We start from the raw sequence: 26,262 nt of genomic DNA, 5'->3' as shown, positions 1-26,262 counted from the left end.
TAAGGAATTATAAGGGTACTCACACGGACACGGACTCAGGTTGTCAGCAAGGTATAGCGATATCGCTATACCTTTAATCCCCTGATAAACCATCATAAAATTGTGATATGTGAATTTGTCAGCGGATTCAGCTTGAAATTTTTTTTGAAGATTCGTCAGACAAAGCCATAAGAAAAAATTAAAAGACGCTATCGGTACAGTCTCAGTTGTCAGCAAGGTATAGCGATATCGCTATACCTTTAATCCCCTGATAAACCATCATAAAATTGTGGTATGTGAATTTGTCAGCGGATTCAGGCTGAAATTTTTTTTGAAGATTCGTCAGAGAAAGCCGTAAGGAATTATAAGGGGACTCACACGGACACGGACTCAGATTGTCAGCAAGGTATAGCGATATCGCTATACCTTTAATCCCCTGATAAACCATCATAAAATTGTGGTATGTGAATTTGTCAGATGATTTAGGTTGAAATTTTTTTTGAAGATTCGTCAGACAAAGCCATAAGAAAAAATTAAAAGGCGATATCGGTACAGTCTCAGTTGTCAGCAAGGTATAGCGATATCGCTATACCTTTAATCCCCTGATAAACCATCATAAAATTGTGATATGTGAATTTGTCAGCTGATTCAGGTTGAAATTTTTTTTGAAGATTCGTCAGACAGAGCCGTAAGGAGAAATAAGAGGCGGAAACCGCATTGTCTCAGTTGTCAGCAAGGTATAGCGATATCGCTATACCTTTAATCCCCTGATAAACCATCATAAAATTTTGATATCTGAATTTGTCAGCGGATTCAGGTTGAAATTTTTTTTGAAGATTCGTCAGAGAAAGCCGTAAGGAATTATAAGGGGACTCACACGGACACGGACTCAGGTTGTCAGCAAGGTATAGCGATATCGCTATACCTTTAAAGGATTGAAAAAGCTTGATAAAATTCTGATCATTGAACTTATCATCAGATTTGGCTGAAATTTTTTTTGAAGATTCGCCAGACAGAGCCGTAAGGAATTATAAGGGTACTCACACGGACACGGACTCAGGTTGTCAGCAAGGTATAGCGATATCGCTATACCTTTAATCCATTGAAAAACAATCATAAAATTGTGGTATGTGAATTTGTCAGCTGATTCAGGTTGAAATTTTTTTTGAAGATTCGTCAGAGAAAGCCGTAAGGAATTATAAGGGGACTCACACGGACACGGACTCAGATTGTCAGCAAGGTATAGCGATATCGCTATACCTTTAATCCCCTGATAAACCATCATAAAATTGTGGTATGTGAATTTGTCAGATGATTCAGGTTGAAATTTTTTTTGAAGATTCGTCAGACAAAGCCATAAGAAAAAATTAAAAGGCGATATCGGTACAGTCTCAGTTGTCAGCAAGGTATAGCGATATCGCTATACCTTTAATCCCCTGATAAACAATCATAAAATTGTGATATGTGAATTTGTCAGCTGATTTAGGTTGAAATTTTTTTTGAAGATTCGTCAGAGAAAGCCGTAAGGAATTATAAGGGGACTCACACGGACACGGACTCAGGTTGTCAGCAAGGTATAGCGATATCGCTATACCTTTAAAGGATTGAAAAAGCTTGATAAAATTCTGATCATTGAACTTATCATCAGATTTGGCTGAAATTTTTTTTGAAGATTCGCCAGAGAAAGCCGTAAGGAATTATAAGGGGACTCACACGGACACGGACTCAGGTTGTCAGCAAGGTATAGCGATATCGCTATACCTTTAATCCCCTGATAAACCATCATAAAATTGTGATATGTGAATTTGTCAGCTGATTTAGGTTGAAATTTTTTTTGAAAATTCGTCAGACAGAGCCGTAAGGAATTATAAGGGGACTCACACGGACACGGATTCAGGTTGTCAGCAGGGTATAGCGATATCGCTATACCTTTAATCCCCTGATAAACCATCATAAAATTGTGGTATGTGAATTTGTCAGCGGATTCAGGTTGAAATTTTTTTTGAAGATCCGCCAGAGAAAGTCGTAAGGAATTATAAGGGTACTCACACGGACACGGACTCAGGTTGTCAGCAAGGTATAGCGATATCGCTATACCTTTAATCCCCTGATAAACCATCATAAAATTGTGATATGTGAATTTGTCAGCGGATTCAGCTTGAAATTTTGACAGAGCCGTAAGGAGAAATAAGAGGCGGCACGGGGACCGGCTCAGATTGTCAGCAAGGTATAGCGATATCGCTATACCTTTAACAAATTGAAAAAACATCATAAAATAATTAACAGTGAACTTGTCAGCAGACGTGGCTTATAAATTTTTTCAACATATGACAGACCGGATCTGTCAGCAAAATAAGGAGGTGCGATATGCACGAAAATCAGGTTCAGGCTGAAACAGTTGATTTCTATGGTAATGAATTAATCACTGTTTTGTACAGGGATAGTGAATATGTCGCTATGAAACCGATTGTCGAGGGGATGGGTTTATCCTGGCCGAGTCAGCAGATCAAGATCAAGACATCACAAAGGTATCACGCTATCCTGGTTCCTTTGCTGACAAACGGGGGAATTCAGGATATGCTCTGTATGCCGCTTACCAAGCTGAACGGGTGGCTGTTTTCAATCAGTCCTGAAAAGGTCGGACCGGAAATGCGGCTAATGGTCGAGCTTTATCAGGAGGAATGTTTTATTGTGCTGTATAATTACTGGTACCGGGGAAACGCACTCAATCCGAGGACGAATAAGGAATATCAGCAGATAACCATTGCCACTATTCTGTCAGAGACCCGGTCAGCCGCGGAACTTTACAGAATACTTGCGCATGAGGACGGACAGGCAAGACATTTCATCTGCGAAATCATCAAAGCGATCTATGGCATAGACTGCCTCAGTCTGTTGTTTTCTGAGATAATTAATGACCCCCCGGCAACATATGGAAAAGAAACCCGTCCGGTGAAATATGAAGAAGAACCTCCTCTGCCTGATAAAAAAGAAATTTATCTGACCCCCACAGAACTCGGCAGACGTTTAGGGCTTTCTCCTCAACGGACCAATATGCTTTTGGAAAAGCGCGGAATCATCGAATCTTACCGAAATAAACAGAATCACCTGCGTTGGAGACCCACAAAAAAAGGCAGACCTTATGTTATGCCGGAACACATAAAAAAGAAGCCTGATGGTTCACGTCGTCAGTGTCTCATGTTTTCGGAAGCTGTCATAGAAATCATTACCCAGAAAAAGGATTGAAACCAGTTTGACATCTTTTATATCATTGCGGGGAAGGACGGAACGCAATGCGGCTCCCCATCCCTGCAATATTATTTTAGCAAATATCTAAGCAAAAAACATGCCAATTTTTATAATCTTCCGTTTTTTTCCTGTTTTTTCCCCAATTTTGCCAGTAAAAGTTTTGACAAAAGCCATATATCAATGAGATATAAAGCGCAAAAAGGGTAAGAATGACATTTTAAAAGATAACCAGGTTCTATTCAGGGAGGTGATGGCAGAAGAAAAAATAAAAATGTAAAAATTTAATAAATGAATTTAACTGCAATCAATTGTGAAAAAAAAGGAGGCAACACCAATGAAAAAATTGACCATACTGATCTTTACCTTAGCTTTTATATTCGGCGGAACAGCTTACGCTGATGAAAATGTGATGTGCGCTCAGGTCATCACCTTCGGACAGAACCCGGAAACCCTTGAATGGGAAATGTTTCCCACGCCCTGCGATGTTCCTGAAGGATGGGAAACTTCCATAAGCAGACCGATTGATGAGGAAATCAATCCCGGTTATGACGGAACTGGCAAAGGAATCGAAGGGGATATTATGCCGCTCATCACACCTTATACCCCTGATGGTCAGCTCCTCCCCGAACCTTACATCGCTCCGTTTACTGAAACAAAAACCGCTGATTACACCCTGACAGAAGATGACAACGGCAGCACGCTTACGCTGAAAACAGGCGAGACTGTCCGCGTGATTTTGGAAAGCAATCCCACCACAGGATACAACTGGGCTGTCAAAGCATTGGATCAGGATATACTGGAAAACACCTATAACAGCTATGCTTCTGATTGCTCTGACGAGGAGGTCGCGGGCTGCGGCGGAAAAGAGGAAATGAATTTCATGGCCATTGCTGCCGGAGAGACAACACTTGAATTGCTGTATTATCGTCCCTGGGAAGAAGAAAGTTCAGCCATTAACACTTTTACGCTGAAGACGACTGTTTCTGGCGATCCCGTCAGCAGGGATGAAATTATTATTCCGGATGACGACATTTCCGAATCTGGCGATGTTGCCCGGCCCGAGACGATAGGCATAGTACCAGTTCCGAACTACACTTTCACAGATGCTGATGATGGAAATGCGGTATCTATGGGAAAAGGCGAGTCCCTCCGTATCGCTTTGGAAAGCAATCCCACCACAGGATATAAATGGAATGTGAAAGTATCAGAACAGGATATCTTAAAGAATAGAGGCAATGATTATACATCCGAGTGCGAGGACGATGTGATGGGTTGTGGCGGAAAAGAAGCCTGGGATTTCATGGCAGTCGCTCCTGGCACGGCAACTCTCGAAATGCTGTATTATCGCGGCTGGGAAGGGGAAAGTTCAGCCACTAAAACCTTTACCCTGAATGTGTCTGTTTCTGAGACTGCGACAGATACAGAGCTTATTGGCAGACCCACTGACGAGGACCCTGTGGATATTATTCCGATAATGGCTCCGGTTTCTTCTTCTGGTGATTGCAATGGTGACGGTGTCATAGACAGGGAAGATGTAAGGGAAAAAAGAAAAGAGAATGATAAGACCTTTAAAATCTGGAAAAAAGAATGCTGGAAAGCGGAAAAAGCGTGTGGTGATTATAATGGCGACGGCGTGACAGATAAAAAGGATTTGAAAGAAAAGAAAGCGGATTTGGACAGAAGTTTGAAAACCTGGAAAAAAGAACGCTGGGACCCGGAAATGAAGCTGCAATTTTCCCGGGCAAACAACCTTGCCAAAAAAGCTCAAGTCAGCGAGTGCGGCGGTTTTGACGCTGAAGAGAAAGAAGCTGTTTTTGCTACCCGAGACGCGAATTGCAGAGGTGAAAAGCTTACCTGGAAATATAATGAGGCATCACAAACAGTCACATTTCTGAATGAAAATGTCTGGCTCAACTGTTGTGGAGAACGCTCTGCCACCGTATCACTGAATGAGAACACCGGTGTTTATCAAATATATGAAACAGATAATCCTGAAGATGTCGGCAGATGCAGATGTATGTGTTTCTTTGATTTTCAGGTGAAATTGCCTGACATTACTTCGGAAACAATCAGAGTGAAGGTTTCCCGCTTTATTTCTGACAGTGAAAAACCCATGTCTGTTGTGTGGAAGGGCGAGCTGAATCTGAGCAAAGGCAGCGGAGAGACAGTTATTCAGGAGAATGTCGGCTGGTGCGCTGACGAGCCGACCTGCGGGGAGAAAGAAATTTGTGGAAACGGTGCTGATGATAACTGTGACGGTCTGGTTGACGAAGGCTGCGGTGAGCCGTGCGGCGGCATTGAAGGACTGGTTTGTCCTGATGGGCAGTTTTGTCTGTACCCCCAGGATACCTGTAACTGGGCTGACAACATGGGCGTTTGCACAACTGTACCCGAAGCCTGTATTGAATTATATGCCCCAGTGTGCGGCTGTGACGGCAAAACCTACGCCAATGACTGTTTCATGATGATGGCCGGGCAATCCAAAGACCATGATGGCGAATGTGAATAAACTGTAAACATATCTCCCCCTCAGCCTCGTCCCTGTCCCTTTTCGGGACGGGGCTTTTTTTTTCGAATCAGGCCGCATCGATAATATTTTTTCTGAACCACTTGAAATTTCCATTGAAAAAAATGATTTAATCATATAAAAAAACAAGCATTGATCTTTATTTTGGCTTGTTTGTAGCGATCAGATATAAAGACAGGAAAAACCGGGCGCAAAATTACAGGGAAAGCAGATAAAAAAGGAATACGCTCTTTCCCGTTCTTATCCGTTTTCGTAATGCCTGACCAAATAAGTTTGATGGGCGGTAAGTCGGGCGTCAAACCTGCGAGATTTTCAAAACCTCGCAGGTCTTCACCCATTGACTGTCAGTAGAATCCGTCATAATAATAAAAAGAACAATAAGTTAATCCTGTTAATCTCTTCATCCTTTAATCAGGGTTCGGACAGTATAAAAACGTATGAAAAAAGGAGGACAAAAAAGAAATGCCGACATCTTCCGAACCTGGATCACCCTGATGTTTTTGCTTCTGGCAGCAGGTTTGGAAGGACTGATGGCTGTCTATTGGACGGAAGTGCTGGAACCCCAGCTGATGACCAAGGCGGAAGTCACTGCAAGGGCTTTGGCGCAATCCCATGTTCATGCCATTGTTGACGCACTGACGGAAGAAAGCAGAGACAGCAAACAGATCATAAAAGATATGGACAATGCCATTAACCGGATACTCCTCCTCACAGACCCCGACACGGACAGTCCTTTCATATTGGGCGTCGAAACAGAGTGGGATTACAGCGTGGTCAATGTCAGCGAAGGAGCGCTTGATCTGAAAAGGGGGATGGTCACCGGCACTGATTATTTTGTGAGTGAGATTCCGCTTTATTCCAAATTCACAAAGGAACTGCTGGGTATTGCCAGACTACACAACAGCCCGGAATTTTTCCGTCATTTCAAAGCAGATGTGAGATTCATGTTTTTTGTGGGGGCAGGGGTCGGGCTTGCGCTTCTGATGCTGACCTGGGGGGTTGTGTTCAATCTGCTGACCAGAGTAAGGCAGGCAGAGAAAAAACTTCAGGAAAAACAGGCCCAGATTATACACACTGGCAGACTTACCGCCATGGGAGAAATGGCTACGGGAATTGCCCATGAGATCAATCAGCCCCTGGCGATCATCCGTATTGCGGCCGACGGACTGAACGCCTATTTTAAACGGAAAGGCATGGAAGGCATGGAGGTTAAAGCTGCCCGGAAAATCATTGAACAAGTGAAACGTGCAGCCGCTATTATTGATAATATGCGCTCCTTTGCCCGGGCCGGTTCTGATATCTCGGAAGTTGTGAATCTTTCAGACCCGATCAATCGGGCGTTGTCCTTCTTCAAAGAACAATTCCGCATACATGAAATCCTTCTCACTGTCTCCTTGTCGGAAAACCTGCCCGGAGTTAAGGTAAATCCCCAGAAATTTGAACAGATTGTGGTCAATTTTCTTTCCAATGCCCGGTATGCTGTGGAAAAAAAAGGAGAGAATGCGGGGCAGGATTATCAGAAAGCCGTGGCCGTGCGCCTCTTTCATGATTCGGAAAAAGATGCTGTTGTGTTTGAGGTGGAGGATAATGGTATTGGTATGAACACCGAGGTATCGGAACGTTGCATGGAGCCTTTTTATACCACTAAAGGGGTGGGAGAAGGAACAGGTCTCGGGCTTTCCATCATTCACGGAATTGTGAGAGAGTTTAAAATGGATATTGAAGCGGACAGTATCGAAGGGAAGGGGAGTACATTTCGTGTCAGAATTCAAACAACAGAAAGCCGGGAGATCAATCTCCCCCGGTTATAGTGATATCTGATCTCTGATAAATTCCGGTCTCACTTTCATGCTTCGTTGTGAGTGGCCGGTCATGCCCGTTTATAAAAACTCTGTTCCTAAACCATTTCTAACACGCACGCCATGCCAATTCCGCCACCTCCGCAAAGGGTGGCAAGGCCCAGGGTCTTTCCTCTTTTTTTCATCGCATGGATCAGTGTTACCATTATTCTGGCACCGGTTGCCCCCACAGGATGCCCCAGGCCGATTCCCGACCCGTTGACATTGATAATTTCTCGATTTAATCCGAGTTCCTTTTCGCATCCGACATACTGGGCAGCAAATGCCTCATTGATCTCGATCAGTTCAAAGTCTTCCATTTTAAAGCTGCTTTTTTCCAGTAAATTTTTTACCGCGGGCACAGGGGAAAGCCCCATCACAGAGGGATGACATGCGCCTTTGCCAATGGCTCTGATCTTTGCGAGGGGTGTGATGCCGAGTTCTTTTGCTTTTTCAGCGGACAGGATGACCATTCCCGCTGCACCATCATTAATACCGCTTGAGTTTCCGGCTGTCACTTTTCCGATTTTTGGCAGAAACGCAGGCGGAAGCTTTTGCAACTGCTCCGGCGTAATCCCGGGCCGGAAATGCTCATCTTTGTCAAAAATCAGAGGTGATTTTTTCCGCCTCGGTATCTCCACAGGCACAATCTCCTCTTTAAATGAACCGTCATTGGTTGCTCTTTCCACATTGTTATGACTCCTCAGCGCGACCTCGTCCATTTCTTCCCTGGAAATATTCAGATGTTGCGCCACAAATTCCGCGGTATGCCCCATCAGATACGGTTTTCCCTTGAAAAAACTCAGCGGAGCTTCATCTGCATTGACTGGCCCATCCTCAGGATGCGGTAAGGACTGAGACCCGCAGTAAAGCGCATGGATCATCGCATCTGCAAACACCTGATCCTGCAACCGGCAGCCCCATCTGGCATTTGCCACGGTGTAAGGCACGCCGGACATATGTTCAGCTCCGCCCGCGAGAATGACATCCGCCATACCTGCCTGAATCATTGCCATGCCGGAAACAACAGCTTCCATACCGGATATACATACCCGGTTTACAGTTACGGCAGTGACAAAATCAGGAATGTCTGCCAAAAGCCCGCCCACACGGGCGACATTCATAAAATCAGTCGGCTCAAGACAGCATCCGTAGCGAATATCATCAATAATCGCAGGATCAATACCTGCTCTTTTCACAGCTTCCCTCATGGTGATACTTGCTATGGTCGCGACATTACTGTCGCGTAAACTTCCGCCGAAAGTACCGATAGCTGTTCGGCAAGCCGAAGCAATGACAACCTCCTTCATCTTCATCTCCTTAGTTCAAGTTTCGAGTTTCAAGTTTCGAGTTTCGAGTTTCAAGTTTCGAGTTTCGAGTTTCAAGTTTCGAGTTTCAAGTTTCGAGTTTCAAGTTTCAAGTTTCAAGTTTCGAGTTTCAAGTTTCAAGTTTCAAGTTTCAAGTTTCAAGTTTCAAGTTTCAAGTTTCGAGTTTCAAGTTTCAAGTTTCAAGTTTCAAGTTTCGAGTTTCAAGTTTCGAGTTTCGAGTTTCAAGTTTCGAGTTTCAAGTTTCAAGTTCCACAATCCATCAGAACAAACTCGACTCGGCGGTCAATCGCGTCACGTCCGTCATCTGTTCCGGTTCCTACAATATTTTCTCTGAAGCCTTTGCCAATGGCACTGGAGCGTTGCATTATTTCCGGAAAATCAGGTTGTAAGAGTTCCTGAATTCTGTATGCGCGTTCCATGGAGAGTTTGTCGTTATATCTTTCTGCCCCTGTGCGGCTGCAATGACCGACAATTCGGAGGCAGTAGGAACTGCGGTTAAAATACTTTCCAAGCTGGCGAAGCCACATAGCATACTGTTTTTTTAATTCCGGATCTTTCCAAAATTCCACGGAGTTCACATCAAACAGGAACTTAAGGGTGAGTACTTTATTTTTTTCCACACTGATGGACAGAAGTTTGGTAAAAGCCGCTTCAGCCAGTTTCATTTGATTCAGTCTGCGATAAGTGTTGTATAACCCCGCATAAGTTTTCATGAGCTGTCCGTCAGGACGTTCCGCCACTTTTTTCAAAAGGGCCAGTGCTGGTTCATAATCTGATTTTCCATAAGCGGTTTCCGCTTCTGTAAGCATGGCAAGTGTTTCCAGGGAATCATAATATGCTTTATCAGCAAGCGATCCGACCGGGCTGGTAGCGGTCTGAACAGAACCCTCCAAAGGAGGATCCTTGATATACATAGGACTGTCTCTGTAAAATAATGTAGAGGTGTAGTCCAGGTCCTCTGTCATCTGAACATCTGAACGTCCGATGATTTTTCCTGTCTCCAAATTTACCACGGACGCGGAAACCTGATAATATCCCCCTGATAATCCGCCAAGTTTATTTGAGATATGGCGGATGGCTCCGTTCATGGCATAGTCTGCCTCGCGCAGATTTTCAGATGTCAGTCTGACGAAGTGAAGGCCCTTAAAATTTTCTCTGCCTTCCTGAATAATAATTTTCTCGATTTCCTTGCTGGCTCTGATTACTTCGCCATTATCCGCATTAACAAAAGGATCAATCACGATGGTTGTATCCTGACTGAATAATGCTCCCCGATCTGATTTCACCTGTGTCATTAATTTATGGGCTACCGACTGAATCGCTGCTTTGAATGTCATGGGACGGGGGTTGAAAAGATTCTGAAACATTGCACAGGAAGACAGCAGGGCAAGGAATAAGATAACACATATTAATCTGGCGAATTGTTTAACAAGAGGCATATTGATTTTTTTGCTCCTTTCTATGGGAATTGAGACATACTTATTTTTCACTTCTCATACATAGCCTCATCAGGTGTATTTACAGTTCTGTATTTTTCATCCTGAATATTCATCTGCATTTCTTAGGCTGACAAACTAAATGCCTGCGATGAACTGTAGCAAATAAATCACGTCATCCAAGCCGATTTTTTTTATCTCCGTTTGCGTCTGAATCGTCATAGTTTATACCATCTTTACCCATGCCTGCCAGCATTTTCAGGGCAAGTATGACATTACGCAACTCGTCACCCGTCAAATATTGGATGCTGATAATATTGCCATCAGCATCATATTGATATCGGACTGAATGCCCCTCTTCATAAGTCACTGATCTCAGGCGGTTCAGGCCGTCGTAAGTATAAATTGCCGCGTGCAATGGCAGAACCGCAAAAGCTGTGATAAGAAAGAAAAGCATTGGGAAAATCAAATTTTTTCCTCTCATAAGCAACTCCTTTCATGAATTTTTTCGGTTTGATCTCAGTGCATTATTTATCCGACTTTTTCTACTCCAAAATATTTTTCCGCAGATATTCGTGTGTGTCTGCACATATCATTCATTTATACGAGTTTTTCCGTTCATCTGCATGAATTGAGGATAAGAAAAGGATTGCTTCGCCACCCGACCGGAAATCCCTTCTTACACATAATCCATGCAGACGGGCGGCGAAAATCTGCGATTCAGATTCTCAGTCTCGTTGCTGCCGTTCAGGCATCACGCCGCTATGGGCGCATATACGGAAACCGTGTCAGAGATATCTGTCCGCACAGATTTTGTCCTCGCAAAAACAACGGCCTTCTCCTCAGATGATCATTTTGCTCTGTTTATAAATTTCAAATCTTTTTATTCTCTGAGAAGCACTCTGAATCCGGCCTGTCGGAAGTGTTCGTCCGTTGTCAGGGCATCGGTGATTTTTCGTTCCCGCATCACCACAAATGATATGCAGTCAACAATTCCCCAGGTCTTGTCCTGCCGTTTGCGGAAGAGATCGAATCCCCGCATGTAAAGTGATTCCGTCAGCGGCGCAATTCCCACATTCGGGTCGGCTTCCAAAGCATCCAGAAGTGCAACTGCCGATGACCGGTAAGGAAGGGCGGACAGGGCATTTCCGATTTCCAGCATGACAGGACGCGTGGTGATCAGCTTCGTCTTCTCCGCCTCCAGCTTTTCGGCAAGTTCGAGTGCCTTTCTGTGGAAACGATCTCTTTTAGAAGACAGGGCAATCGCATAGGACGTATCAAGAAATATCTCCGGCATCATCCGGTCCTCTTGTCGCCATAGAGATATTCATCCAGTTTTGCAGACCAGTCCTCGGGCCCGTCCAGTTCAAGAGAGCGGGCGACTTTCAGAAAGGATGCCGGTTGTTCGCTCTCCGTGGTCATCACAGAAATTTTGACCCTGGTGTCAGGTCTCAGAAAAAGCGGTTCCACAGGAAGAAACGCTTTTCCGTCATATATGGCTTCAATCATCAAATTCATTGTTTTTCTCCTGTTTTCTTTATATCCTACCATCCTGTAAAATAAATCCGCATGTTGCTATGTGCTGCTTCGCCTTGTGCCTATGGATGGAGTGGGTGTCCTCATCCGGACGGATAAGGGTTAAGAAAAGGATTACTTCGACACCCGATCAGAAATTCCTTTTTACAGATGACCCATGTGGAAAATCGCTTCAAAAGCATCTGTCGTCAACACTTCTGTTTTAGGGAATGCGATTTTTCCAACACCCTGAAATGCCTGTCATTTGATACCAGATAATGGGCATTGGCACTGACCGCACAGTCTGCAAATTTGTTGTCATCCGGGTCTGCGCTGATCAGATTCCAATGATAATAAACTGTCTGTCTGTGAACATTCGGAAGCTTCAGCAATGCCCCAAGCACATTCCCGGCTACGAACTCATTGTACTTTGATGCGATGATCTCCTCTTATTCCGCCAAAATCTCATTGGTGAGATACATCTCAAACGCCCCGTTCAGGATTTTCTGAAATACCCAATGATACTTTGATCTTGAAGAGACAGATACCAGCAGGATGTTCGTATCGAGAACGATTCTGAGATTACTCATTCAGCCATCTCTCCATATCCCGGTCACTCAGATTTCTTTCATCCCAGAGCCGATCCGCCTCCCGCACGGCTTTGTCTGCGCAAAATTTTGCCAATATTATTTTCAGTTCCTTCAGTTCGTCTTCATCCAGATTTGTCGAATATAATTCCAGAATCTCCATCTGAAGGTTGCTCAGGGGTGTTTGCAGCATTTTGATATCCCCTTTCTTTTCCTTGTTGATAACGATAAAAATGGCTCAGATCGCCCTGTGCCTCTGCACGAATTGCCCTCATCTACACGGATTATGGATAAGAAAAGGCTTGCTTCGCCACCCGACCGGAAATCCTTGCTTAACCACAATCCATGTAGATTCACACGGATTATGGATAAGAAAAGGATTACTTTGCCACCCGGCCTGAAATCCTTGCTTAACCACAATCCATGTAGATGATCCACACGATTATGGATAAGAAACTTCCATGAAAACAGCTTTTCACTCCTGATGATGAAAATCTATTTTCATGGTAAAAGGATTATTTCGCCACCCGGCCGGAACCCCTTCTCTTACAAATAACCCCATGCAGATGAGCAGCGGCAATTTGTCAGATGCTTCCCAAATCTATCCACACCGGAGTTACAGTTGTGATATTTTTGAAATGCGGATCCGTCGAAACAAAGCATTTGCATTTGTGACGGAGCGCAAAGGAGACATGAAGGGCATCCATGCCTTTCAGGTTTTCCGTCTGCGCCACCATCAGGGCATCTTTGAAAATGTCAGGAAAATTCTCCAGCAGTCTGAGCTGTCCAAAGAGTTTATGGTAAACTCTGATTATTTCGTTGTTGTTCTCTCTGTATGGCTTTACCAGAACTTCAAGCAGCACCGCTTCGGAAATGCATAATGAATACTCTGAATTTCCAAGTTCTTTTAAGGCATTTCCAATGGCCTTTCTGTATGCTGGCAAACCTTCGATGCGGGTTATCCACACAGAGGAATCCGTATATGCGAGTTTCATTCCGTCTCCCTGAAGGCTCTCAGATCAGCAAGAATTTTGTCATGGCTTCTGCGGGGAAAATTAAGCATGTCAGCCTCCTCCAGTATCTCTGATATTTTTTGCCAATCCGAGGACTCGGAGGATACGGCCCTGTCTATGGAAATAAGCACACGCTTTCCCCATAATGACTTGGGGATTTCGGCATTCAGTGTGCCGTCTTCATTCACCTGTGCGTGTAAAATCATAGTCTTTATCTCCCTTTTTTTCAGTTCTTATCTGATTATGACCAAGAAAAGGATTGTTTCGCCACCCGGTCGGAAATTCCTTTCTTACACACAATCCGTGCGGATGAGCATCGGCAACCTTCGGTTCGGGTTTGCCCTGTCCGGAGTGTCAGTTTTCATTCAGCAAAGCAGACCAGTTCACTTTTATTTCAGGCACCAGTTGAATTTCAAGCGTCGAAGTCTCGGTGCCGAACTGAAATTTTCCTCTGAGTCCTCTGTTTCCCTTTTCTGACAAGGGGGTCAGGGAGACGGCTCCTTCCTGACAGACCGTCTGGATTTCCCGCCCGCTGACCATGAGCGTGGTCTGAATCGATCTGTCGAACAGGCTGAATGAGAATCTCAGGGTGATGCCGTTGGCATCCGTTACTTCGTAACACCAGAACCCGTCTTCCGGTGACGCTTCCGAGGGTTCCTGCTCAAATATCTCAGACATGATGTGTTCATCCGGGATTGAAAATTCCTCATATTTTTGTGTCATTATTTTCTGTAATGCCTCCGAAATGAGGAGGTGCCAATCTCTTTCATATCTTCGTAAATCGTATAAACAAGTCTGTCTTCCCGGCTGACTCTCCTGCTGTAAACTTCTTTGTCAAAGTATTTCAGGCGTTCCGGCTTTCCGGTTCCCTCTCTCGGATGCTCCATAATTTCCCGGACAAGATCGAAGCATTTGCAATAATTTTTTCTGTCGTTTTTCCTCAGCCAGTCCAAATCCGTATTTGCATTCTTCAGGATATTGATTTTATAAGTCATAAAATGCCTCATCAGGATTTATAGCATCCGGTTTTATGCCCCGGTCCCTGGCTTTGTGCCCTTCAAGCAGGGCTTTCAGTGATGTCTCATCATGGAGAAGTTTCAGCGTCTCCTGAATGTTTTCCCATTCGATCTGGTCAATCATCACGACAGAACCGACATCGGAAACAATAAGAGTTTCTTCGCAGTTTTTCAAAGTGCTATTAATCAGTTGAGGTAAGCTGAGTGCAGCTTTTTCAATATTGACAGAAATCATAATACCTCCTCCTTATATGTACATGATCAGCGGATGGCAGACGAACTTCTACACGGATTATAGATAAGAAAAGGATTGCTCCGCCACCCGACCCGAAATCCCTGCTTAACCATAATCCATGTAGATATACACGGATTATGGATAAGAAAAGGATTAATTCGCCACCTGATCTTAAATCCCTCTCTTAACCAAAATTTTATGCCGGGAAAAAACCAAATTGGATTATAATAATACAAAATTATCTGTTGAATTCCACTCCCAGAGACATCTCCGTAAGGTCTTCAGTCTTTTTATTTTTTGAGGAACCCGAGGCAGGTAGCCGGGTATCCGCTTTTACAGGCTGAGGCGAGGATTTTACAGGACGTTCTTTTTTTGGTGCGGCAATCTCTTTTCTGAGTTCGGCAAGGGCTGATGATTCAGGGTTCACCATTTCCAAACTCGCCAAATACGCACGGAATTTTTTCATATTCTTTCTGCGAAGGGCTTTTCTCGCCCACAGCACATACTGCATTTCAATGTTTTGCAATCCTGCCAAAGCTTCCGTATTATCAGGATCATCTCTGAGTACTTCCTGGTAACATTCCAAAGCAGTGCCGCTTTTCCCGCTGGTCAGGCGTTTTGCTTTAAGATGGTTCTGGCATTCTGACAGAAGCGCGGCAATCTGAGTTTTATCGGTTTCAGTTTCCGCAGTAGTACTGACGCTTTCGGTTTCCGCAATATGAGTTTGAACGGGTTCCTGTATCTCCGTATGCGTTTCCGGCTGATTCTGTTTTTCCAGTTTTGCTATTTCCTGTCTGAGTTCGGCCAGACCGGACGAGTCAGGGTTCACTCTGTCCAAACCTGCCAAATATTCACGGACTTTTTTAAAATTCTTATTGCGGAACGCGTCTTTTGCCCATAAGATATACTTCATCTCTATTTTCTGCAAACCTGCCATTGCTTCGGTATTATTCGGATCATGTGTAAGTACTGACCGGTAACACTCCAGGGCAGTCCCCCCGTTGCCTGTGGTCAGACGATTGGCTTTCAGATGTTGCTGGCACTGACTCAGCATATCGCTGATCCGGGAAGCTGTTTCTTCGTCGTCTGAAGTGGTTTTAAGACTTTTTCGGAGCAGCTGCATGAAATTGATCTTTTTTTCCGACGAAGCTCCGGGACTTTCATTTTTTGATTTAACATCAATATGATATTTCCCAACAGCAATGACGAGCGCACAAATAAAAGCAATGCCAAAGATCAGTCGAATGCTTTTTTTCTTCTTTTTCTTTACAACACCAAAAATGGCAGATTCAGATGGCAGAATTTTAGGAGAAGGTGAAACCGAACCCGGGGGAGCCGATTGCACATACTGTTTTAATTTTTCCAAACAGGAGTCACAGTCTTTGCCGAGGATTTCCTTATCTGTTTTGGAAATATTTTCAAAATCAATATCAATATGGCAGTAAAGTTCAGAACCGTTTTCTTCAACTTGAAACCAGGAGAGTTTTTTCGCATTTGGAAATACCCTGATAAGATAGCTATGGTCATTCTCAGTGAGATAATATCTTTGTTTGCCCATAAAAAAAATCTCCTCTGAAACTTGAAACGTAAAACGTGAAACAAGGAGTGCCAAACTTACAGTTTGGCAAGGCGTGTCTCCGCCAAAGATATCCGGGGACAGTGCCAAACTGTAAGTTTGGCACTCCGGAAGTTTATTTCCAAAATACAAAAAAATAGTGAATTTGATCCGGAATTGTCAAGAGCAATTTAAAACTATCCCCCGATGGCGGACATCTGACCTGAAACCCCGGAAGAATGCCGGGCTCTTACATGATGTTCAAATGGTTTGTGTCTGACAGCCTCCAGGAAGATATCAGCCAGTTCGCTGTCAGAACATCCTTTCCTGAGCGGCCCTTTAATGTCGTCCTCTTTATCCGACAAAAGACAGGCTCTCAGATGACCGTTTGCTGTCAGTCTTAATCTGTTGCATTTGTAACAGAAATGATGACTTAAAGGACGTATAAGCCCGATTTCTCCTTTGGCCCCCTCAAATTGATACCGATCTGCGGGACCGTCATTTATCCCATTTTCAACGGGGTTTAATATGCCCAGCACGCTGATACGTTTCATAATATCCGGAGCAAGAAGTTCAAGGTCCTGATTGATGCCTTCCAATTTCTGATTTCCAATAGGCATATACTCGATAAATCGTATATGAAAAGGGTATGAAAAAGATAATTTGGCAAGCTCTGTTAATTCATCATCATTGATTCCGTTGAGAACCACGACATTAATTTTTATGGGATCAAAGCCCATTTCGTGCGCTGACATTATCCCTTCCCAGACTTTGTCAAAGTTGTCCCGGCCTGTTATTTCTTTAAATCTTAGCCTGTTTAAGGTATCCATACTGATGTTTAATCTCTTTATACCGGCGGATCTGATTTTTTCGAGATTGTCTTTAAGAAAAACACCGTTAGTTGTAAGAGATATATCTGAAATTCCTTCAATTCTGCCTAATTCTTTCAGAAAACTGTAAATTCCTTTTCTGACAAGCGGTTCTCCTCCGGTTATCCTGACTTTGGAAATGCCGAGGCGCACCCCTGTCCGAATAATTCTCAGGATTTCTTCATAAGTTAAAATATCTTCATGGGGCAGAGGAAGAGGATTATGGGGAGAACAATATATACATCGCAGGTTACATCGGTCTGTAACGGATACGCGAAGGTAATTAAGATTCCGGTTGTATCTGTCTGTTAAACTCATTGATGATTGGTCCTTAATGATTGGTTTTTCGTGATTAGTGACTGGTGACCTGTGATTTGGTAATTGGTCATTTGTGGCTGACTATTGATATGTTGTCATTGGTCAGACCTAATGACCAATTACAAATCACCAATCACCAATTACAAATCACTATTGCAGAAATCGCTCTATTTTAGCTTTTTCTTTCAGTTTTTCACTATATGAAGTTACTTCATTCAGCTTTTTTTCCTGCCTGAGATATTGCCCGAGTCTGTCTTTGACATCATTATAAGCGGTTATTGTTTCAGCTTTTTTATCGGTAACTTTAATCAGATGATATCCGAACTGGGTCTCAACAATGTCGCTCATTTCTCCTGTTTTTAAGGCAAAAGCAGCGTCTTCAAATGGTTTGACCATCTGTCCATGCCCGAAATAGCCGAGGTCTCCGCCTTTTTTTTTGCTGGGGCATTCTGAAGATGCTTTGGCAAGTTCAGCAAAGTCTTCCCCTTTTTTCAGCTTTTGCTGAATCTCTCCAAGCTTTTTAAGTGCCTCAGCTTTCTTGGGTTCATCGCCCTTGGGGTCAGTCTTGATCAGAATATGGCTGGCTCTTACTTTTTCAGACTCTTTAAAAAGCTCAGGGTGGGCATCATAGTAAGTTTTTATTTCCTCATCCGATACCGTAAGTTTTTCACCAAATTGTTTGTCAATGAATTGTTGAACCAGCATCCGTTGCCTGATATTGGATTTTATGATCTCTTCGGAGAGATTCATTTTTTTCATTACGTCTCTGAACTGGGCTTCATCAGGGATTTGCTTCTTCCAATTTCCAAATTGCTCATCTATGGCAGCAGCTTCAATTTTGATCCCGCTTTTTTCAGCTTCCTGGTAAAGCAGCTCCCGATGAATAAGGCTTTCGAGGATATTCTTTTTCATTTCGGAAACCATGGAATCATCAATTTTTTTCCCTTGCATGAGAATCCGCTGTCGGACTGAATCTATTTCTCTGTCAAAATCCTGTTGGCTGATTGCCACACCGTTCACCATCGCTATTTTATCGTCCGAAGGCTGCTTTTTTTCCGCTGCTGCGGCCTTATCGGCCGAGGGCTTCTTTTCCACGGCTGCGGCCTTATCGGCCGGAGCTTCTTTTTCTTCTGCCATTACTGGCAAAGAAAAGCACACCAGCGTCAGGAATGTCACAACTGCCCAAAAACACCTTCCCAATTTTACACACATTTTGATTTTTCTCCTTAGATTAATTATGAGTTATGGTACAATCAGTAGATCGAAAAGTTTTCAGGCTGTCACAGGGCGGACGGGGGAGAAACCCGGCTTTTTCCGGCGGGAAAGCGTCCCGTCCTGAAAAAAAAGCCGGGTTTCTTTGCTGTCCCGCACACAATCCGGAAACTTTTTGATCTACTGACAATACGCTGTCGGACGAGGTTTGCAAGCCGTCACTCTGCCCTCATGCAGAATAACTGAGCTTGTCGGTGATATTGCCCGATGTTAAAATCCCAGAGCCTGGCCCACCAGAATCACAGAGATATCGGTCAGCATCGGCTTACGGTGAAGGATGGCTGTCACACGGCAGATTCGCTGGGGAACATTGCAATCACTGCAAATACCGGTTTCCGCGCAGGGGGTTTCCATTCCGAGGCTTTTGGCTCTCATGGGCGCTGCAATCTCACGGACTCTTCTGAGGGCGGAATCAATATCCTGGGTAACTTTGTTCATTCCCGCGACAATAACAACCTTCTTCGGTCCGAAGGTCATGGCGTTGGTCCGGTTCCCGATACCGTCCACATTGACAATTTCACCTGTGGCGGAAATGGCGTTGGCGCTGCAAAAAAAGCAGTCACAGCGTCCCTGGTCAAGTCGGATATCCAGATCATCCTCTCTGGTGAGGTCAGACTGCCAGTGGTCATAAATCGTCTTGCCTCTGCTTCGAAGTGCCTCAATGATTCCCAACGCTCTGGTGGTATCTGATCCGCCAAAACCAAAACTCTCATAATCTGATACCATATCCAGTATCATTGAGCAAGCTTGTTCCGACGATGAAACAAAATTAGCCTCAAACCCGTGTTTTGTCAAATTCCTGACACATTTTTCAGCTAACTTCTGCCACAGCCAGGCATGATGCGTATCCTTCATTTTCACCTTTCCTGATTCAGCCAGTTTTTGCCGTAATGATGTAACTTTCATCTTTCGTTATCCGGCAAGTTATTAAATGTTTGAAAAGTCCCGTCAGGACGGCATATTTGTAGCATCAGGCGGCCTTTGCCTTCATCTCCTGTATCATATCATTGTAAAACGTGATCACCTCTCTCCGGTTCAGCATCCCGATAAGAATGCCGCGATCATCATCTCTTGCCACAGGAAGGCTGTCTATGTTCTTTATGGTGAATTTTTGAAGCACGGAATTCAGATCATCCGAGGGCGTGGTCACAATAATCTCAGATGTACAGATATCCTTCATCCGTATGAGGTCCTCAATGCCGGTGGCAAAAAGCACACTCCTGATATCTGTGCTGGAGAATATGCCGATCAGTCTTTTATGCTCATCCATCACAGGGAAATAATGCTGCTTTGTCTTGGAAAAATAACCCTTAAACTCATGAAATGACATATCCTGAGGAATAAGCTCCACTTTTTTCACAAGACCCATCAGATCTCTGACCTTGATGGCCTGCAAGATATCCACAAAAAATTCTCCTGCATGGGCAGGGGAATCAATTCTGCTTTTAACCTGCTTAACATAAATGGTCCATCGCTGTGATGCCAGATAAGCAACGGAACATACGAGAAGACTCGGCAAGAGCAGATGATAAGAGTTGGTCATTTCGCTGACAAATATAATTGTTGAAATAGGTGTATTTGAAACCGCTGTAAAAAATCCTGCCATCCCCACAATAACAAAAGCGCCCGGTTCAGTGACAACGCCCGGCATGATCTGGTGGAATATTTTTCCGACCACGCCGCCCATTGCGCCTCCGATGACCACGGACGGACCGAACACACCGCCGCTCCCTCCGGATCCGATGGAAAAAGAAGTGGTCATTACTTTTCCAATGGCAAGAGAGAGCAGAAACGGAATGGTCAGAACGCTTATGAGGATTTTCGGATCAAGGGCCTGCTGCACATAACCATAACCAAAGGCCAGGGTATGAGGCAAAAAGAACCCCATGATGCCGGTACAGAGTCCTCCGATAGCGGGCTTGATATGATTCGGCACATTTACGGATTTGAAAATCCGAGTCACGCCGTAAAAGGCTTTGATGTAAAAAACCCCTGTTGCGACGAGAACAAAGGCAAGAACAAGGTAAGGACCTAATTCCAAAGGATTGCGGAACTGAAAATCAGGGGCCTCGAACAAGGACCCCCAGCCGAAAACAAGGCAAAACAGACAATATGCCACCACTGAGGAAATTCCCGCGGGAATGATTACTTCGGATTCAAATTCAGGGTCTTTGTACAATACTTCCGCGGCAAAAAGAGCACCTGCCAGCGGCGCTCTGAAAATACTGCCGACACCTGCCCCGATGCCCGCAGCCATCATAATCCTGCGTTCCCGGTCAGACAGTTTCAGGGTAGTCGCGAGAAAAGATCCGAACCCTGCACCGATCTGAGCAATGGGACCTTCTCTTCCCCCTGAACCGCCTGTTGTGAGCGTAATGGAAGAGGCAATGGTTTTAACGATAGGGACAGCGCTCCGTATGAATCCCCCTTTTCTGTGATACGCGTCAATGGCAGCATCCGTGCCGTGTCCCTCTGCCTCGGGCGCAAAAGTGTAAACCAGCCATCCGCTCACAAGGCCGCCCAGTGCGGGCAGAAACAGCAATACCCAGTGATTAAACAATGTGGTTGTGGGAGGAATCAGATGATGTTCTCCCGCAGGGGCGGGCGGGCGATATCCGGCCATCATGTCCATAAAATAATGAACACCGAGTTGGCAAAGATAATGGAAAATTACAGAACCCAGACCCGCTATGATGCCTATGATAAGAAAATAAAAAGCCCATTTGCCCGCGTGAGTATATAATTCCTTACGAAACGTAAGTCGTTTAAACTTTTTTTTAAAAAAAGAGAGCATAAAGCTTGTTTCACCGTTTAGAATACAACTGTTTTTAATTTTTTTTTATAGCTGCCTATTCTGTTTGTTGGTCACATTATCGTTTTTGACTAAGTCCGAACCAATTCAACGTATAAAACCGCCTGAGCCTGCAAAACAAATTTAAGCCTCCAATTCTTTAGCCCCTTTATAAATAGACTCAAACAAGGCTTCAATATTTTCCTCGTCAACAGAAGAAAAAGCCACTCTCAGATCTGTTTTGCCGATGGAAATCAGACCCACTTTGTATTTGTCCAGAAGATACGAACGCAGTTCCTCAGCATCCGCGGTTTTGAGTTTAAGACACATGAAATAGCCTGAATTAAAGGGATAAATTTCCCATACATCATTATACTTGGGGTTAGCCAGAACCTCCTTGACCCGGAGCGCTCTTTTTCTCAGGATGTCTATTTTTTCTTCCCGCTCTTTTTGAATATTGGGAGATTTCAATGCCTTGAAAACAAGGGATTGCCCCAGATGGCTGGCATTTGAAACAGAGCCTCTGATATTACCTGCGGTCTTTCTTTCCAGAGCGTCGTAAAAAATCGCATGATCACCTTCTATGACTGTGCCGTAGGTGACAAATCCTACCCGGAGACCCCATACAAACAACTCTTTGGTCGCGCCGTCCAGTTTAACTGCCAGCAGTCGGGGATGGCAGTCGCACAATCGGGAAAAAAGCGATTCTTTCATGGGTTCGTCTTCATAACGAAGCCCGAAATAAGCGTCATCAGTTACCGCAATGATATTGGTTCCTTCCTCGGCCACCTTGGTTAATATTTCGGCAATACGTTTGCCTTCTTCATCGGTTACAGTATAACCTGTCGGATTATTAGGAAAGTTTAGAAAAACAACAACCTTGTAATTATTTTCAGCTTCCTGTCTGACAACAGCTTCAAACCCGTCAAGATTAAATCCTCCTCCTTCGGCAAACAGAGGATAATTACGAATTTCAGCATCTCCTCTCACAGACAAGATAAGATAGTTGTTTCCCCACATTTTATCCGGGAAAATAAGGACGTCATCCGGGTCAACAAACATATCTGCGAACACGCTGACGCCGTGCGTTATCCCATTGGTGACCACCGGCAGACTGACAGATTTGCCTTTTAAAGAGGGATTTTTTTCGTACATGGATTCTTTCCACATCTCTCTTAAAGCAAAAATCCCAAAGGAAGGCGCATACGTGAGAGAATCACTGGGCCGAATTTCATTGATGTAAGACATGACCGAGGGGAGACACATGGTATGGAGACCCTCTGTGGCAATTCCGATGGTGGCGTTGAACTTATCATACGCTTTTTGCCTGGCCTCAGCGGATTGCGTGAGAATTCCTTTGGGGAAATAAAGTCTTCTGCCAGTTTTGGAAAACATTTCCATCAGATGAGGATTACCGTTTTTGATAATTGCATTTAATTCTTGTGCAATCGGATTTATTCTCATTTTATTCCTTTCTTTTGGTAATTGGGAATTGGTAATTGGGGATTGGGGATTAGTAATTAGTAATTGGTTATTGGAGATTAGAGATTAGTTACAAATTCCAAATCACAAATTCCAAATCACTATTCTTCTCTATCGAGTCCGAAAGCCGTATGAAGCACACGAACAGCAAGTTCTGCTTTTTTTTCTTCGACCACGCAGGATATTCGGATTTCCGATGTGCTGATCATTGTAATATTGATATTTTCAGCAGCCAGACAATCAAACATTTTTAAGGCCACGCCGGAGTGACTCTTCATTCCGATGCCAGTGACAGATACTTTTGCAATATTTTCATCTCCCAGTACCTGTTCCGCACCGATTTGTTCGGCGACCTTTCTTTCTATATCCAGTGCTTTTTTAAATTCTGTTTTCGGAACAGTGAAGGTCAGGTCCGTCTGCCCTTCCGCGCGGGTATTCTGAATGATCATATCCACATTAATCTTGGCATCGGCAATGGGAGAAAATATTTTTGCTGCAATTCCCGGCTGATCCGGAACCTTTTTCAAGGTTATTCGTGCTTCATTTTTACTGTAAGTGATTCCGGATACAACCGGACGTTCCATGTCATGGTCTCCGTTGATTACCATGGTTCCCTCCTCTTCATTGAATGATGATCTTACATACACGGTAACATTGTGTTTTAATGCAAATTCAACCGACCGGATATGCAGGACTTTGGCCCCCAGACTTGCCATTTCAAGCATTTCCTCACAGGAAATTTTGTCAAGCTTTCTTGCCTTGCTGCATACATTGGGGTCCGCGGTATAGACGCCGTCAACATCCGTATAAATTTCACAGACATTTGCTTTCAGGGCAGCGGCGATTGCCACGGCAGATGTGTCAGAACCGCCTCTTCCGAGGGTGGTAATGTTCCCTTCCGCATCAGTTCCCTGAAATCCTGCGACAACAACAATGTTACGCTTTTCAAGCATCTCTTTTATGCGACTGGCTCCGATGTCCAGAATACGGGCGTTGCTGTAGTTATGGTCCGTGACAACTTCCGCCTGATACCCAAGCAGGGATACGGCAGGATAATTCATGGACTTCAATGTCATGGCCAGGAGAGCGGCAGTTGTCTGCTCCCCTGTGGCGAGCAGGACATCAAGTTCACGCCTGTCAGGAGAATCTGCCATCTGGCCTGCCAGATGAATCAGGCTGTCGGTAACTCCTGCCATTGCTGAAAGGATGACAACCATATCATTTCCCTGGTCGAAATTTTTAGCAACACGTTTCGCGACATTGCGAATTCGTTCCGGATTGGCAACTGACGTGCCGCCAAATTTTTGTACAATTATAGCCATGTTTTCTCCTTAAAATTCAAGTGGGCAATAGATTGCCAAGCTATTATCGAACACTTATATAGTCGAAAAAATATCATTTACAGAGAACCTTTTTTACAAAATGAATTATCGAATTTTCAAATACTCTGAGTTATGTTTTTTTTATCCCTGATATTGCATAAATTTTTTCTTGTAATAGTTTAAAGAAGAAATTGCAACATAAAAAAACAGTTACAGATTTATATGTATATTTGCATGATATGATTTGTCATACATAATAATTGCAACGAAGAAAAAAAGTCTGAGTTGCGGGATATTTCCCTCCCCTGTTTTTCACTACAAGAATTTTGTGTAAGAAGAGGATGATAAAAAGGGAAGATATGATCCTTTACCATGAAAATATTTTCATGAGCGGGGGAAAAACTGGCTTTTTTATGAGCATTTCTTCCTATGCATCCCGTTTTTTTGTATTAACTCCCGGTGGCAACGACAAATTTGTAAGTGCCTGAGCAAAAGTTTTTTATATTTGCCCGGGAAGAAACCCGGCTTTTTTCCCCGGAATGATCCGCCGCCCCTGAAGGAAAAGCCCGGGTTTCTCCGCGTTCGCAGAAAAAAGATTATATAAAAAACTTTTGCACAGGTACTTAATTTCCCCTTTTTTAAAAAAAGGACCGTGAGCGAGACTGTAAAAATCTGCCGGCTACAGGTTCTTTTTTAAGAAGATGACCCACGGGGAAAATAAGACAGAAAAGAACAGGATTGGTAATAAAAAAAACCCCGCCTTCGAACCGGACGGGGTTTTTTAAGATCATGAGCGGGACTACTTCGCCCCTCGTTTAGATGCCTTGAGCGGATTGATCTTTTTCTGAGTTGAGGCAGTAGCCGAACTCACATGAGATGCCAGGTTACAGTTTCCGTTTTTCCATTTCAGTGCAGGTTCAGGACTGGCTGAACAGAACCATGCGGATGAAAATTCAATCCTGCGATTACAGCCGTTGCATTGCTCCACGGCCTCATGGCAAATCCCACCATTGTAAGAACAGCCTTTCGCAGTCATAAAAGGACATTCCTGACCTTTTCTTACTGTTGTACAAACCATTGGAATCACCCCCCTTTTTGTTGCTAATAAATTTAAAAAAGATGAAAATTTGTTTTCCCCCTTTTTTAATGAAAAAAAATAATCAGGTAAATATGGCTTGTCAACCCAAAATTTAAATCTTTAAATCAGATAAGATTCAAACAATAAAAAAATCCTGAATATCCTTCATTAATCTCGTTCCCACGCTTCGCGTGGGAATGCAGCGCGGACGCTTCGCGTCCCGAATCCGTCTGACACGGGAGCAAGTCCGCACGTCGCAGGACGCGAAGCCTCCGAAAGGCATTCCCACGCAAAGCGTGGGAACGAGGTATGTGTGTGAACTTTCCATCTGCTGATTCTGAAAAAATCGGATTTTTTACTTTTATGACATTTTCATGACCGGGGGTGAAAAAATCGGATTTTTCATGACCTTTGAATGTGGCATGTTTTGTTCTGAATCAGAAAAATTCAAGTAACTCTGATGAGATTTTTTCGATGAGAAATTGTCATAAAAAAATTATAAAATTTGTAAGTTAATTATCAGCAGATCAAAAACATTTTGGGCGGCCCTGCACAAGCACTGATGAATGAGATTCCGTGTCCTGATATTCGGTGACTGAACGGGATTCATCACTGCCTTTGCAGGACTGCTGCCCGACCAAATAAGTTCCGAGGGGTGCAATTCGGAAAAAACGGACGAATGAGAATCATGCGGGACAGTTTTTCAAACTGTCCGAAAAACAATTTGAAAAATTGTCTTACATATCCAGTAGCCCGTCAGCATTTATTTGGTTGAGTACTACCACATTTGGTAACAGTTTTGAAAGAGCGCGTTTATAAGAATACCGGGGAATAATGCCTGGGGGCCGTCGG

Annotated in this window: 27 protein-coding genes; 4 read left to right on the top strand and 23 right to left on the bottom strand. The window is 43.9% G+C overall.

What is annotated here, in order from left to right; all coding sequences use genetic code 11:
- Positions 1–2,346 precede the first annotated feature (2,346 nt).
- Positions 2,347–3,225: a phage antirepressor N-terminal domain-containing protein gene (locus tag dnm_RS06155; RefSeq protein ID WP_207681816.1), complete on the top strand. Its 879-nt coding sequence runs from the start codon at positions 2,347–2,349 to the stop codon at positions 3,223–3,225.
- 337 nt (positions 3,226–3,562) lie between these two features.
- Entirely contained in the window at positions 3,563–5,737 is a 2,175-nt protein-coding gene (locus dnm_RS06150; RefSeq protein ID WP_207681815.1) for a protease inhibitor I42 family protein, read from the top strand.
- Between the two features lie 131 nt (positions 5,738–5,868).
- Here dnm_RS06150 and dnm_RS06145 read toward each other — a convergent pair whose 3' ends face one another.
- The gene (locus dnm_RS06145) at positions 5,869–6,093 is read right to left on the bottom strand and encodes a hypothetical protein (protein ID WP_207681814.1); all 225 of its coding nucleotides are present in this window, start codon (positions 6,091–6,093) and stop codon (positions 5,869–5,871) included.
- Positions 6,094–6,192: 99 nt separating this feature from the next.
- Between dnm_RS06145 and dnm_RS06140 the strand changes: the two genes are divergently transcribed.
- Positions 6,193–7,566: a sensor histidine kinase gene (locus dnm_RS06140; RefSeq protein ID WP_207681813.1), complete on the top strand. Its 1,374-nt coding sequence runs from the start codon at positions 6,193–6,195 to the stop codon at positions 7,564–7,566.
- 86 nt (positions 7,567–7,652) lie between these two features.
- On the opposite strand, the gene dnm_RS06135 is transcribed toward dnm_RS06140, so the two are convergent.
- Complete coding sequence (locus dnm_RS06135) at positions 7,653–8,903, bottom strand: thiolase family protein (RefSeq protein ID WP_207681812.1); 1,251 nt, start codon at positions 8,901–8,903, stop codon at positions 7,653–7,655.
- Here dnm_RS06135 and dnm_RS06130 point away from each other — a divergent pair.
- Complete coding sequence (locus dnm_RS06130; protein WP_207681811.1) at positions 8,887–9,255, top strand: hypothetical protein; 369 nt, start codon at positions 8,887–8,889, stop codon at positions 9,253–9,255. The genes dnm_RS06135 and dnm_RS06130 overlap by 17 nt on opposite strands.
- Here dnm_RS06130 and dnm_RS06125 read toward each other — a convergent pair.
- From dnm_RS06125 to dnm_RS06025, 21 genes are all read right to left on the bottom strand, one after another.
- Positions 9,164–10,411 (bottom strand): OmpA family protein, encoded by a 1,248-nt coding sequence (locus dnm_RS06125; RefSeq protein ID WP_207681810.1) that lies wholly within the window; start codon positions 10,409–10,411, stop codon positions 9,164–9,166. The genes dnm_RS06130 and dnm_RS06125 overlap by 92 nt on opposite strands.
- Before the next feature lie 121 nt (positions 10,412–10,532).
- Positions 10,533–10,841 carry an RHS repeat domain-containing protein gene (locus tag dnm_RS06120; protein ID WP_207681809.1) on the bottom strand — a complete coding sequence of 103 codons (309 nt, stop codon included), beginning with the start codon at positions 10,839–10,841 and terminating at the stop codon, positions 10,533–10,535.
- A gap of 399 nt (positions 10,842–11,240) precedes the next feature.
- Positions 11,241–11,657, bottom strand: a complete 417-nt coding sequence (locus dnm_RS06115) for a type II toxin-antitoxin system VapC family toxin (RefSeq protein WP_207681808.1) — start codon at positions 11,655–11,657, stop codon at positions 11,241–11,243.
- Complete coding sequence (locus tag dnm_RS06110) at positions 11,654–11,875, bottom strand: hypothetical protein (protein ID WP_207681807.1); 222 nt, start codon at positions 11,873–11,875, stop codon at positions 11,654–11,656. Before dnm_RS06110 ends, dnm_RS06115 begins: the two co-directional genes overlap by 4 nt.
- 206 nt (positions 11,876–12,081) lie before the next feature.
- Complete coding sequence (locus tag dnm_RS06105) at positions 12,082–12,312, bottom strand: PIN domain-containing protein (protein ID WP_337833609.1); 231 nt, start codon at positions 12,310–12,312, stop codon at positions 12,082–12,084.
- A gap of 9 nt (positions 12,313–12,321) precedes the next feature.
- Positions 12,322–12,462 (bottom strand): PIN domain-containing protein, encoded by a 141-nt coding sequence (locus dnm_RS06100; protein WP_207681805.1) that lies wholly within the window; start codon positions 12,460–12,462, stop codon positions 12,322–12,324.
- Entirely contained in the window at positions 12,455–12,652 is a 198-nt protein-coding gene (locus tag dnm_RS06095) for a DUF8507 family protein (protein WP_207681804.1), read from the bottom strand. Before dnm_RS06095 ends, dnm_RS06100 begins: the two co-directional genes overlap by 8 nt.
- A gap of 391 nt (positions 12,653–13,043) precedes the next feature.
- Positions 13,044–13,454: a type II toxin-antitoxin system VapC family toxin gene (locus dnm_RS06090; protein ID WP_207681803.1), complete on the bottom strand. Its 411-nt coding sequence runs from the start codon at positions 13,452–13,454 to the stop codon at positions 13,044–13,046.
- Positions 13,451–13,678 carry a hypothetical protein gene (locus dnm_RS06085; protein ID WP_207681802.1) on the bottom strand — a complete coding sequence of 76 codons (228 nt, stop codon included), beginning with the start codon at positions 13,676–13,678 and terminating at the stop codon, positions 13,451–13,453. Before dnm_RS06085 ends, dnm_RS06090 begins: the two co-directional genes overlap by 4 nt.
- A gap of 148 nt (positions 13,679–13,826) precedes the next feature.
- On the bottom strand, positions 13,827–14,195 hold the full coding sequence (locus dnm_RS06080) for a hypothetical protein (protein ID WP_207681801.1): 369 nt from the start codon (positions 14,193–14,195) through the stop codon (positions 13,827–13,829).
- Entirely contained in the window at positions 14,195–14,467 is a 273-nt protein-coding gene (locus tag dnm_RS06075) for a Txe/YoeB family addiction module toxin (RefSeq protein ID WP_207681800.1), read from the bottom strand. The genes dnm_RS06080 and dnm_RS06075 overlap by 1 nt, the downstream gene beginning before the upstream one ends.
- Entirely contained in the window at positions 14,457–14,723 is a 267-nt protein-coding gene (locus dnm_RS06070; protein WP_207681799.1) for a type II toxin-antitoxin system Phd/YefM family antitoxin, read from the bottom strand. The genes dnm_RS06075 and dnm_RS06070 overlap by 11 nt, the downstream gene beginning before the upstream one ends.
- A 238-nt stretch (positions 14,724–14,961) precedes the next feature.
- Positions 14,962–16,281, bottom strand: coding sequence for a tetratricopeptide repeat protein (locus dnm_RS06065; RefSeq protein ID WP_207681798.1), 1,320 nt, complete (start codon positions 16,279–16,281; stop codon positions 14,962–14,964).
- Between the two features lie 194 nt (positions 16,282–16,475).
- On the bottom strand, positions 16,476–17,465 hold the full coding sequence (gene moaA, locus dnm_RS06060) for a GTP 3',8-cyclase MoaA (RefSeq protein ID WP_207681797.1): 990 nt from the start codon (positions 17,463–17,465) through the stop codon (positions 16,476–16,478).
- A gap of 150 nt (positions 17,466–17,615) precedes the next feature.
- Positions 17,616–18,677: a peptidylprolyl isomerase gene (locus tag dnm_RS06055; protein ID WP_207681796.1), complete on the bottom strand. Its 1,062-nt coding sequence runs from the start codon at positions 18,675–18,677 to the stop codon at positions 17,616–17,618.
- 270 nt (positions 18,678–18,947) lie between these two features.
- Entirely contained in the window at positions 18,948–19,643 is a 696-nt protein-coding gene (locus dnm_RS06050) for a lactate utilization protein (RefSeq protein ID WP_246556229.1), read from the bottom strand.
- A gap of 64 nt (positions 19,644–19,707) precedes the next feature.
- The gene (locus dnm_RS06045) at positions 19,708–21,531 is read right to left on the bottom strand and encodes a chloride channel protein (protein WP_207681795.1); all 1,824 of its coding nucleotides are present in this window, start codon (positions 21,529–21,531) and stop codon (positions 19,708–19,710) included.
- A gap of 141 nt (positions 21,532–21,672) precedes the next feature.
- Positions 21,673–22,992, bottom strand: coding sequence for an aminotransferase class I/II-fold pyridoxal phosphate-dependent enzyme (locus dnm_RS06040; protein ID WP_337833601.1), 1,320 nt, complete (start codon positions 22,990–22,992; stop codon positions 21,673–21,675).
- Between the two features lie 119 nt (positions 22,993–23,111).
- Positions 23,112–24,332 carry an aspartate kinase gene (locus dnm_RS06035; RefSeq protein WP_207681794.1) on the bottom strand — a complete coding sequence of 407 codons (1,221 nt, stop codon included), beginning with the start codon at positions 24,330–24,332 and terminating at the stop codon, positions 23,112–23,114.
- A 799-nt stretch (positions 24,333–25,131) separates the two neighbouring features.
- Positions 25,132–25,410, bottom strand: a complete 279-nt coding sequence (locus tag dnm_RS06030; RefSeq protein ID WP_207681793.1) for a PxxKW family cysteine-rich protein — start codon at positions 25,408–25,410, stop codon at positions 25,132–25,134.
- Positions 25,411–25,546: 136 nt separating this feature from the next.
- Positions 25,547–25,738: a hypothetical protein gene (locus tag dnm_RS06025; RefSeq protein WP_207681792.1), complete on the bottom strand. Its 192-nt coding sequence runs from the start codon at positions 25,736–25,738 to the stop codon at positions 25,547–25,549.
- Between the last annotated feature and the right edge of the window lie 524 nt (positions 25,739–26,262).

Origin of the sequence: Desulfonema magnum, from assembly GCF_017377395.1 — a bacterium.
In the GTDB taxonomy this organism is placed as follows: domain Bacteria; phylum Desulfobacterota; class Desulfobacteria; order Desulfobacterales; family 4be13; genus Desulfonema_C; species Desulfonema_C magnum.
The sequence above is the reverse complement of the archived record's forward strand: the minus strand, read 5'-3'. Positions and strand labels throughout refer to the sequence as shown.

Bases quoted from the DNA above. Each gene is read 5' to 3' on its own strand.
- dnm_RS06130 (WP_207681811.1), top strand. From the start codon at position 8,887: ATGACAACCTCCTTCATCTTCATCTCCTTAGTTCAAGTTTCGAGTTTC.
- dnm_RS06030 (WP_207681793.1), bottom strand. From the start codon at position 25,410: ATGGTTTGTACAACAGTAAGAAAAGGTCAGGAATGTCCTTTTATGACT.
- dnm_RS06135 (WP_207681812.1), bottom strand. From the start codon at position 8,903: ATGAAGGAGGTTGTCATTGCTTCGGCTTGCCGAACAGCTATCGGTACT.
- dnm_RS06025 (WP_207681792.1), bottom strand. From the start codon at position 25,738: ATGGAAAGTTCACACACATACCTCGTTCCCACGCTTTGCGTGGGAATG.
- dnm_RS06040 (WP_337833601.1), bottom strand. From the start codon at position 22,992: ATGAGAATAAATCCGATTGCACAAGAATTAAATGCAATTATCAAAAAC.
- dnm_RS06070 (WP_207681799.1), bottom strand. From the start codon at position 14,723: ATGATTTCTGTCAATATTGAAAAAGCTGCACTCAGCTTACCTCAACTG.
- dnm_RS06095 (WP_207681804.1), bottom strand. From the start codon at position 12,652: ATGCTGCAAACACCCCTGAGCAACCTTCAGATGGAGATTCTGGAATTA.
- dnm_RS06150 (WP_207681815.1), top strand. From the start codon at position 3,563: ATGAAAAAATTGACCATACTGATCTTTACCTTAGCTTTTATATTCGGC.
- dnm_RS06120 (WP_207681809.1), bottom strand. From the start codon at position 10,841: ATGAGAGGAAAAAATTTGATTTTCCCAATGCTTTTCTTTCTTATCACA.
- dnm_RS06035 (WP_207681794.1), bottom strand. From the start codon at position 24,332: ATGGCTATAATTGTACAAAAATTTGGCGGCACGTCAGTTGCCAATCCG.
- dnm_RS06055 (WP_207681796.1), bottom strand. From the start codon at position 18,677: ATGTGTGTAAAATTGGGAAGGTGTTTTTGGGCAGTTGTGACATTCCTG.
- dnm_RS06100 (WP_207681805.1), bottom strand. From the start codon at position 12,462: ATGAGTAATCTCAGAATCGTTCTCGATACGAACATCCTGCTGGTATCT.
- dnm_RS06045 (WP_207681795.1), bottom strand. From the start codon at position 21,531: ATGCTCTCTTTTTTTAAAAAAAAGTTTAAACGACTTACGTTTCGTAAG.
- dnm_RS06140 (WP_207681813.1), top strand. From the start codon at position 6,193: ATGAAAAAAGGAGGACAAAAAAGAAATGCCGACATCTTCCGAACCTGG.
- dnm_RS06090 (WP_207681803.1), bottom strand. From the start codon at position 13,454: ATGAAACTCGCATATACGGATTCCTCTGTGTGGATAACCCGCATCGAA.
- moaA (WP_207681797.1), bottom strand. From the start codon at position 17,465: ATGAGTTTAACAGACAGATACAACCGGAATCTTAATTACCTTCGCGTA.
- dnm_RS06115 (WP_207681808.1), bottom strand. From the start codon at position 11,657: ATGATGCCGGAGATATTTCTTGATACGTCCTATGCGATTGCCCTGTCT.
- dnm_RS06050 (WP_246556229.1), bottom strand. From the start codon at position 19,643: ATGAAAGTTACATCATTACGGCAAAAACTGGCTGAATCAGGAAAGGTG.
- dnm_RS06080 (WP_207681801.1), bottom strand. From the start codon at position 14,195: ATGACACAAAAATATGAGGAATTTTCAATCCCGGATGAACACATCATG.
- dnm_RS06075 (WP_207681800.1), bottom strand. From the start codon at position 14,467: ATGACTTATAAAATCAATATCCTGAAGAATGCAAATACGGATTTGGAC.
- dnm_RS06110 (WP_207681807.1), bottom strand. From the start codon at position 11,875: ATGAATTTGATGATTGAAGCCATATATGACGGAAAAGCGTTTCTTCCT.
- dnm_RS06065 (WP_207681798.1), bottom strand. From the start codon at position 16,281: ATGGGCAAACAAAGATATTATCTCACTGAGAATGACCATAGCTATCTT.
- dnm_RS06085 (WP_207681802.1), bottom strand. From the start codon at position 13,678: ATGATTTTACACGCACAGGTGAATGAAGACGGCACACTGAATGCCGAA.
- dnm_RS06145 (WP_207681814.1), bottom strand. From the start codon at position 6,093: ATGGGTGAAGACCTGCGAGGTTTTGAAAATCTCGCAGGTTTGACGCCC.
- dnm_RS06155 (WP_207681816.1), top strand. From the start codon at position 2,347: ATGCACGAAAATCAGGTTCAGGCTGAAACAGTTGATTTCTATGGTAAT.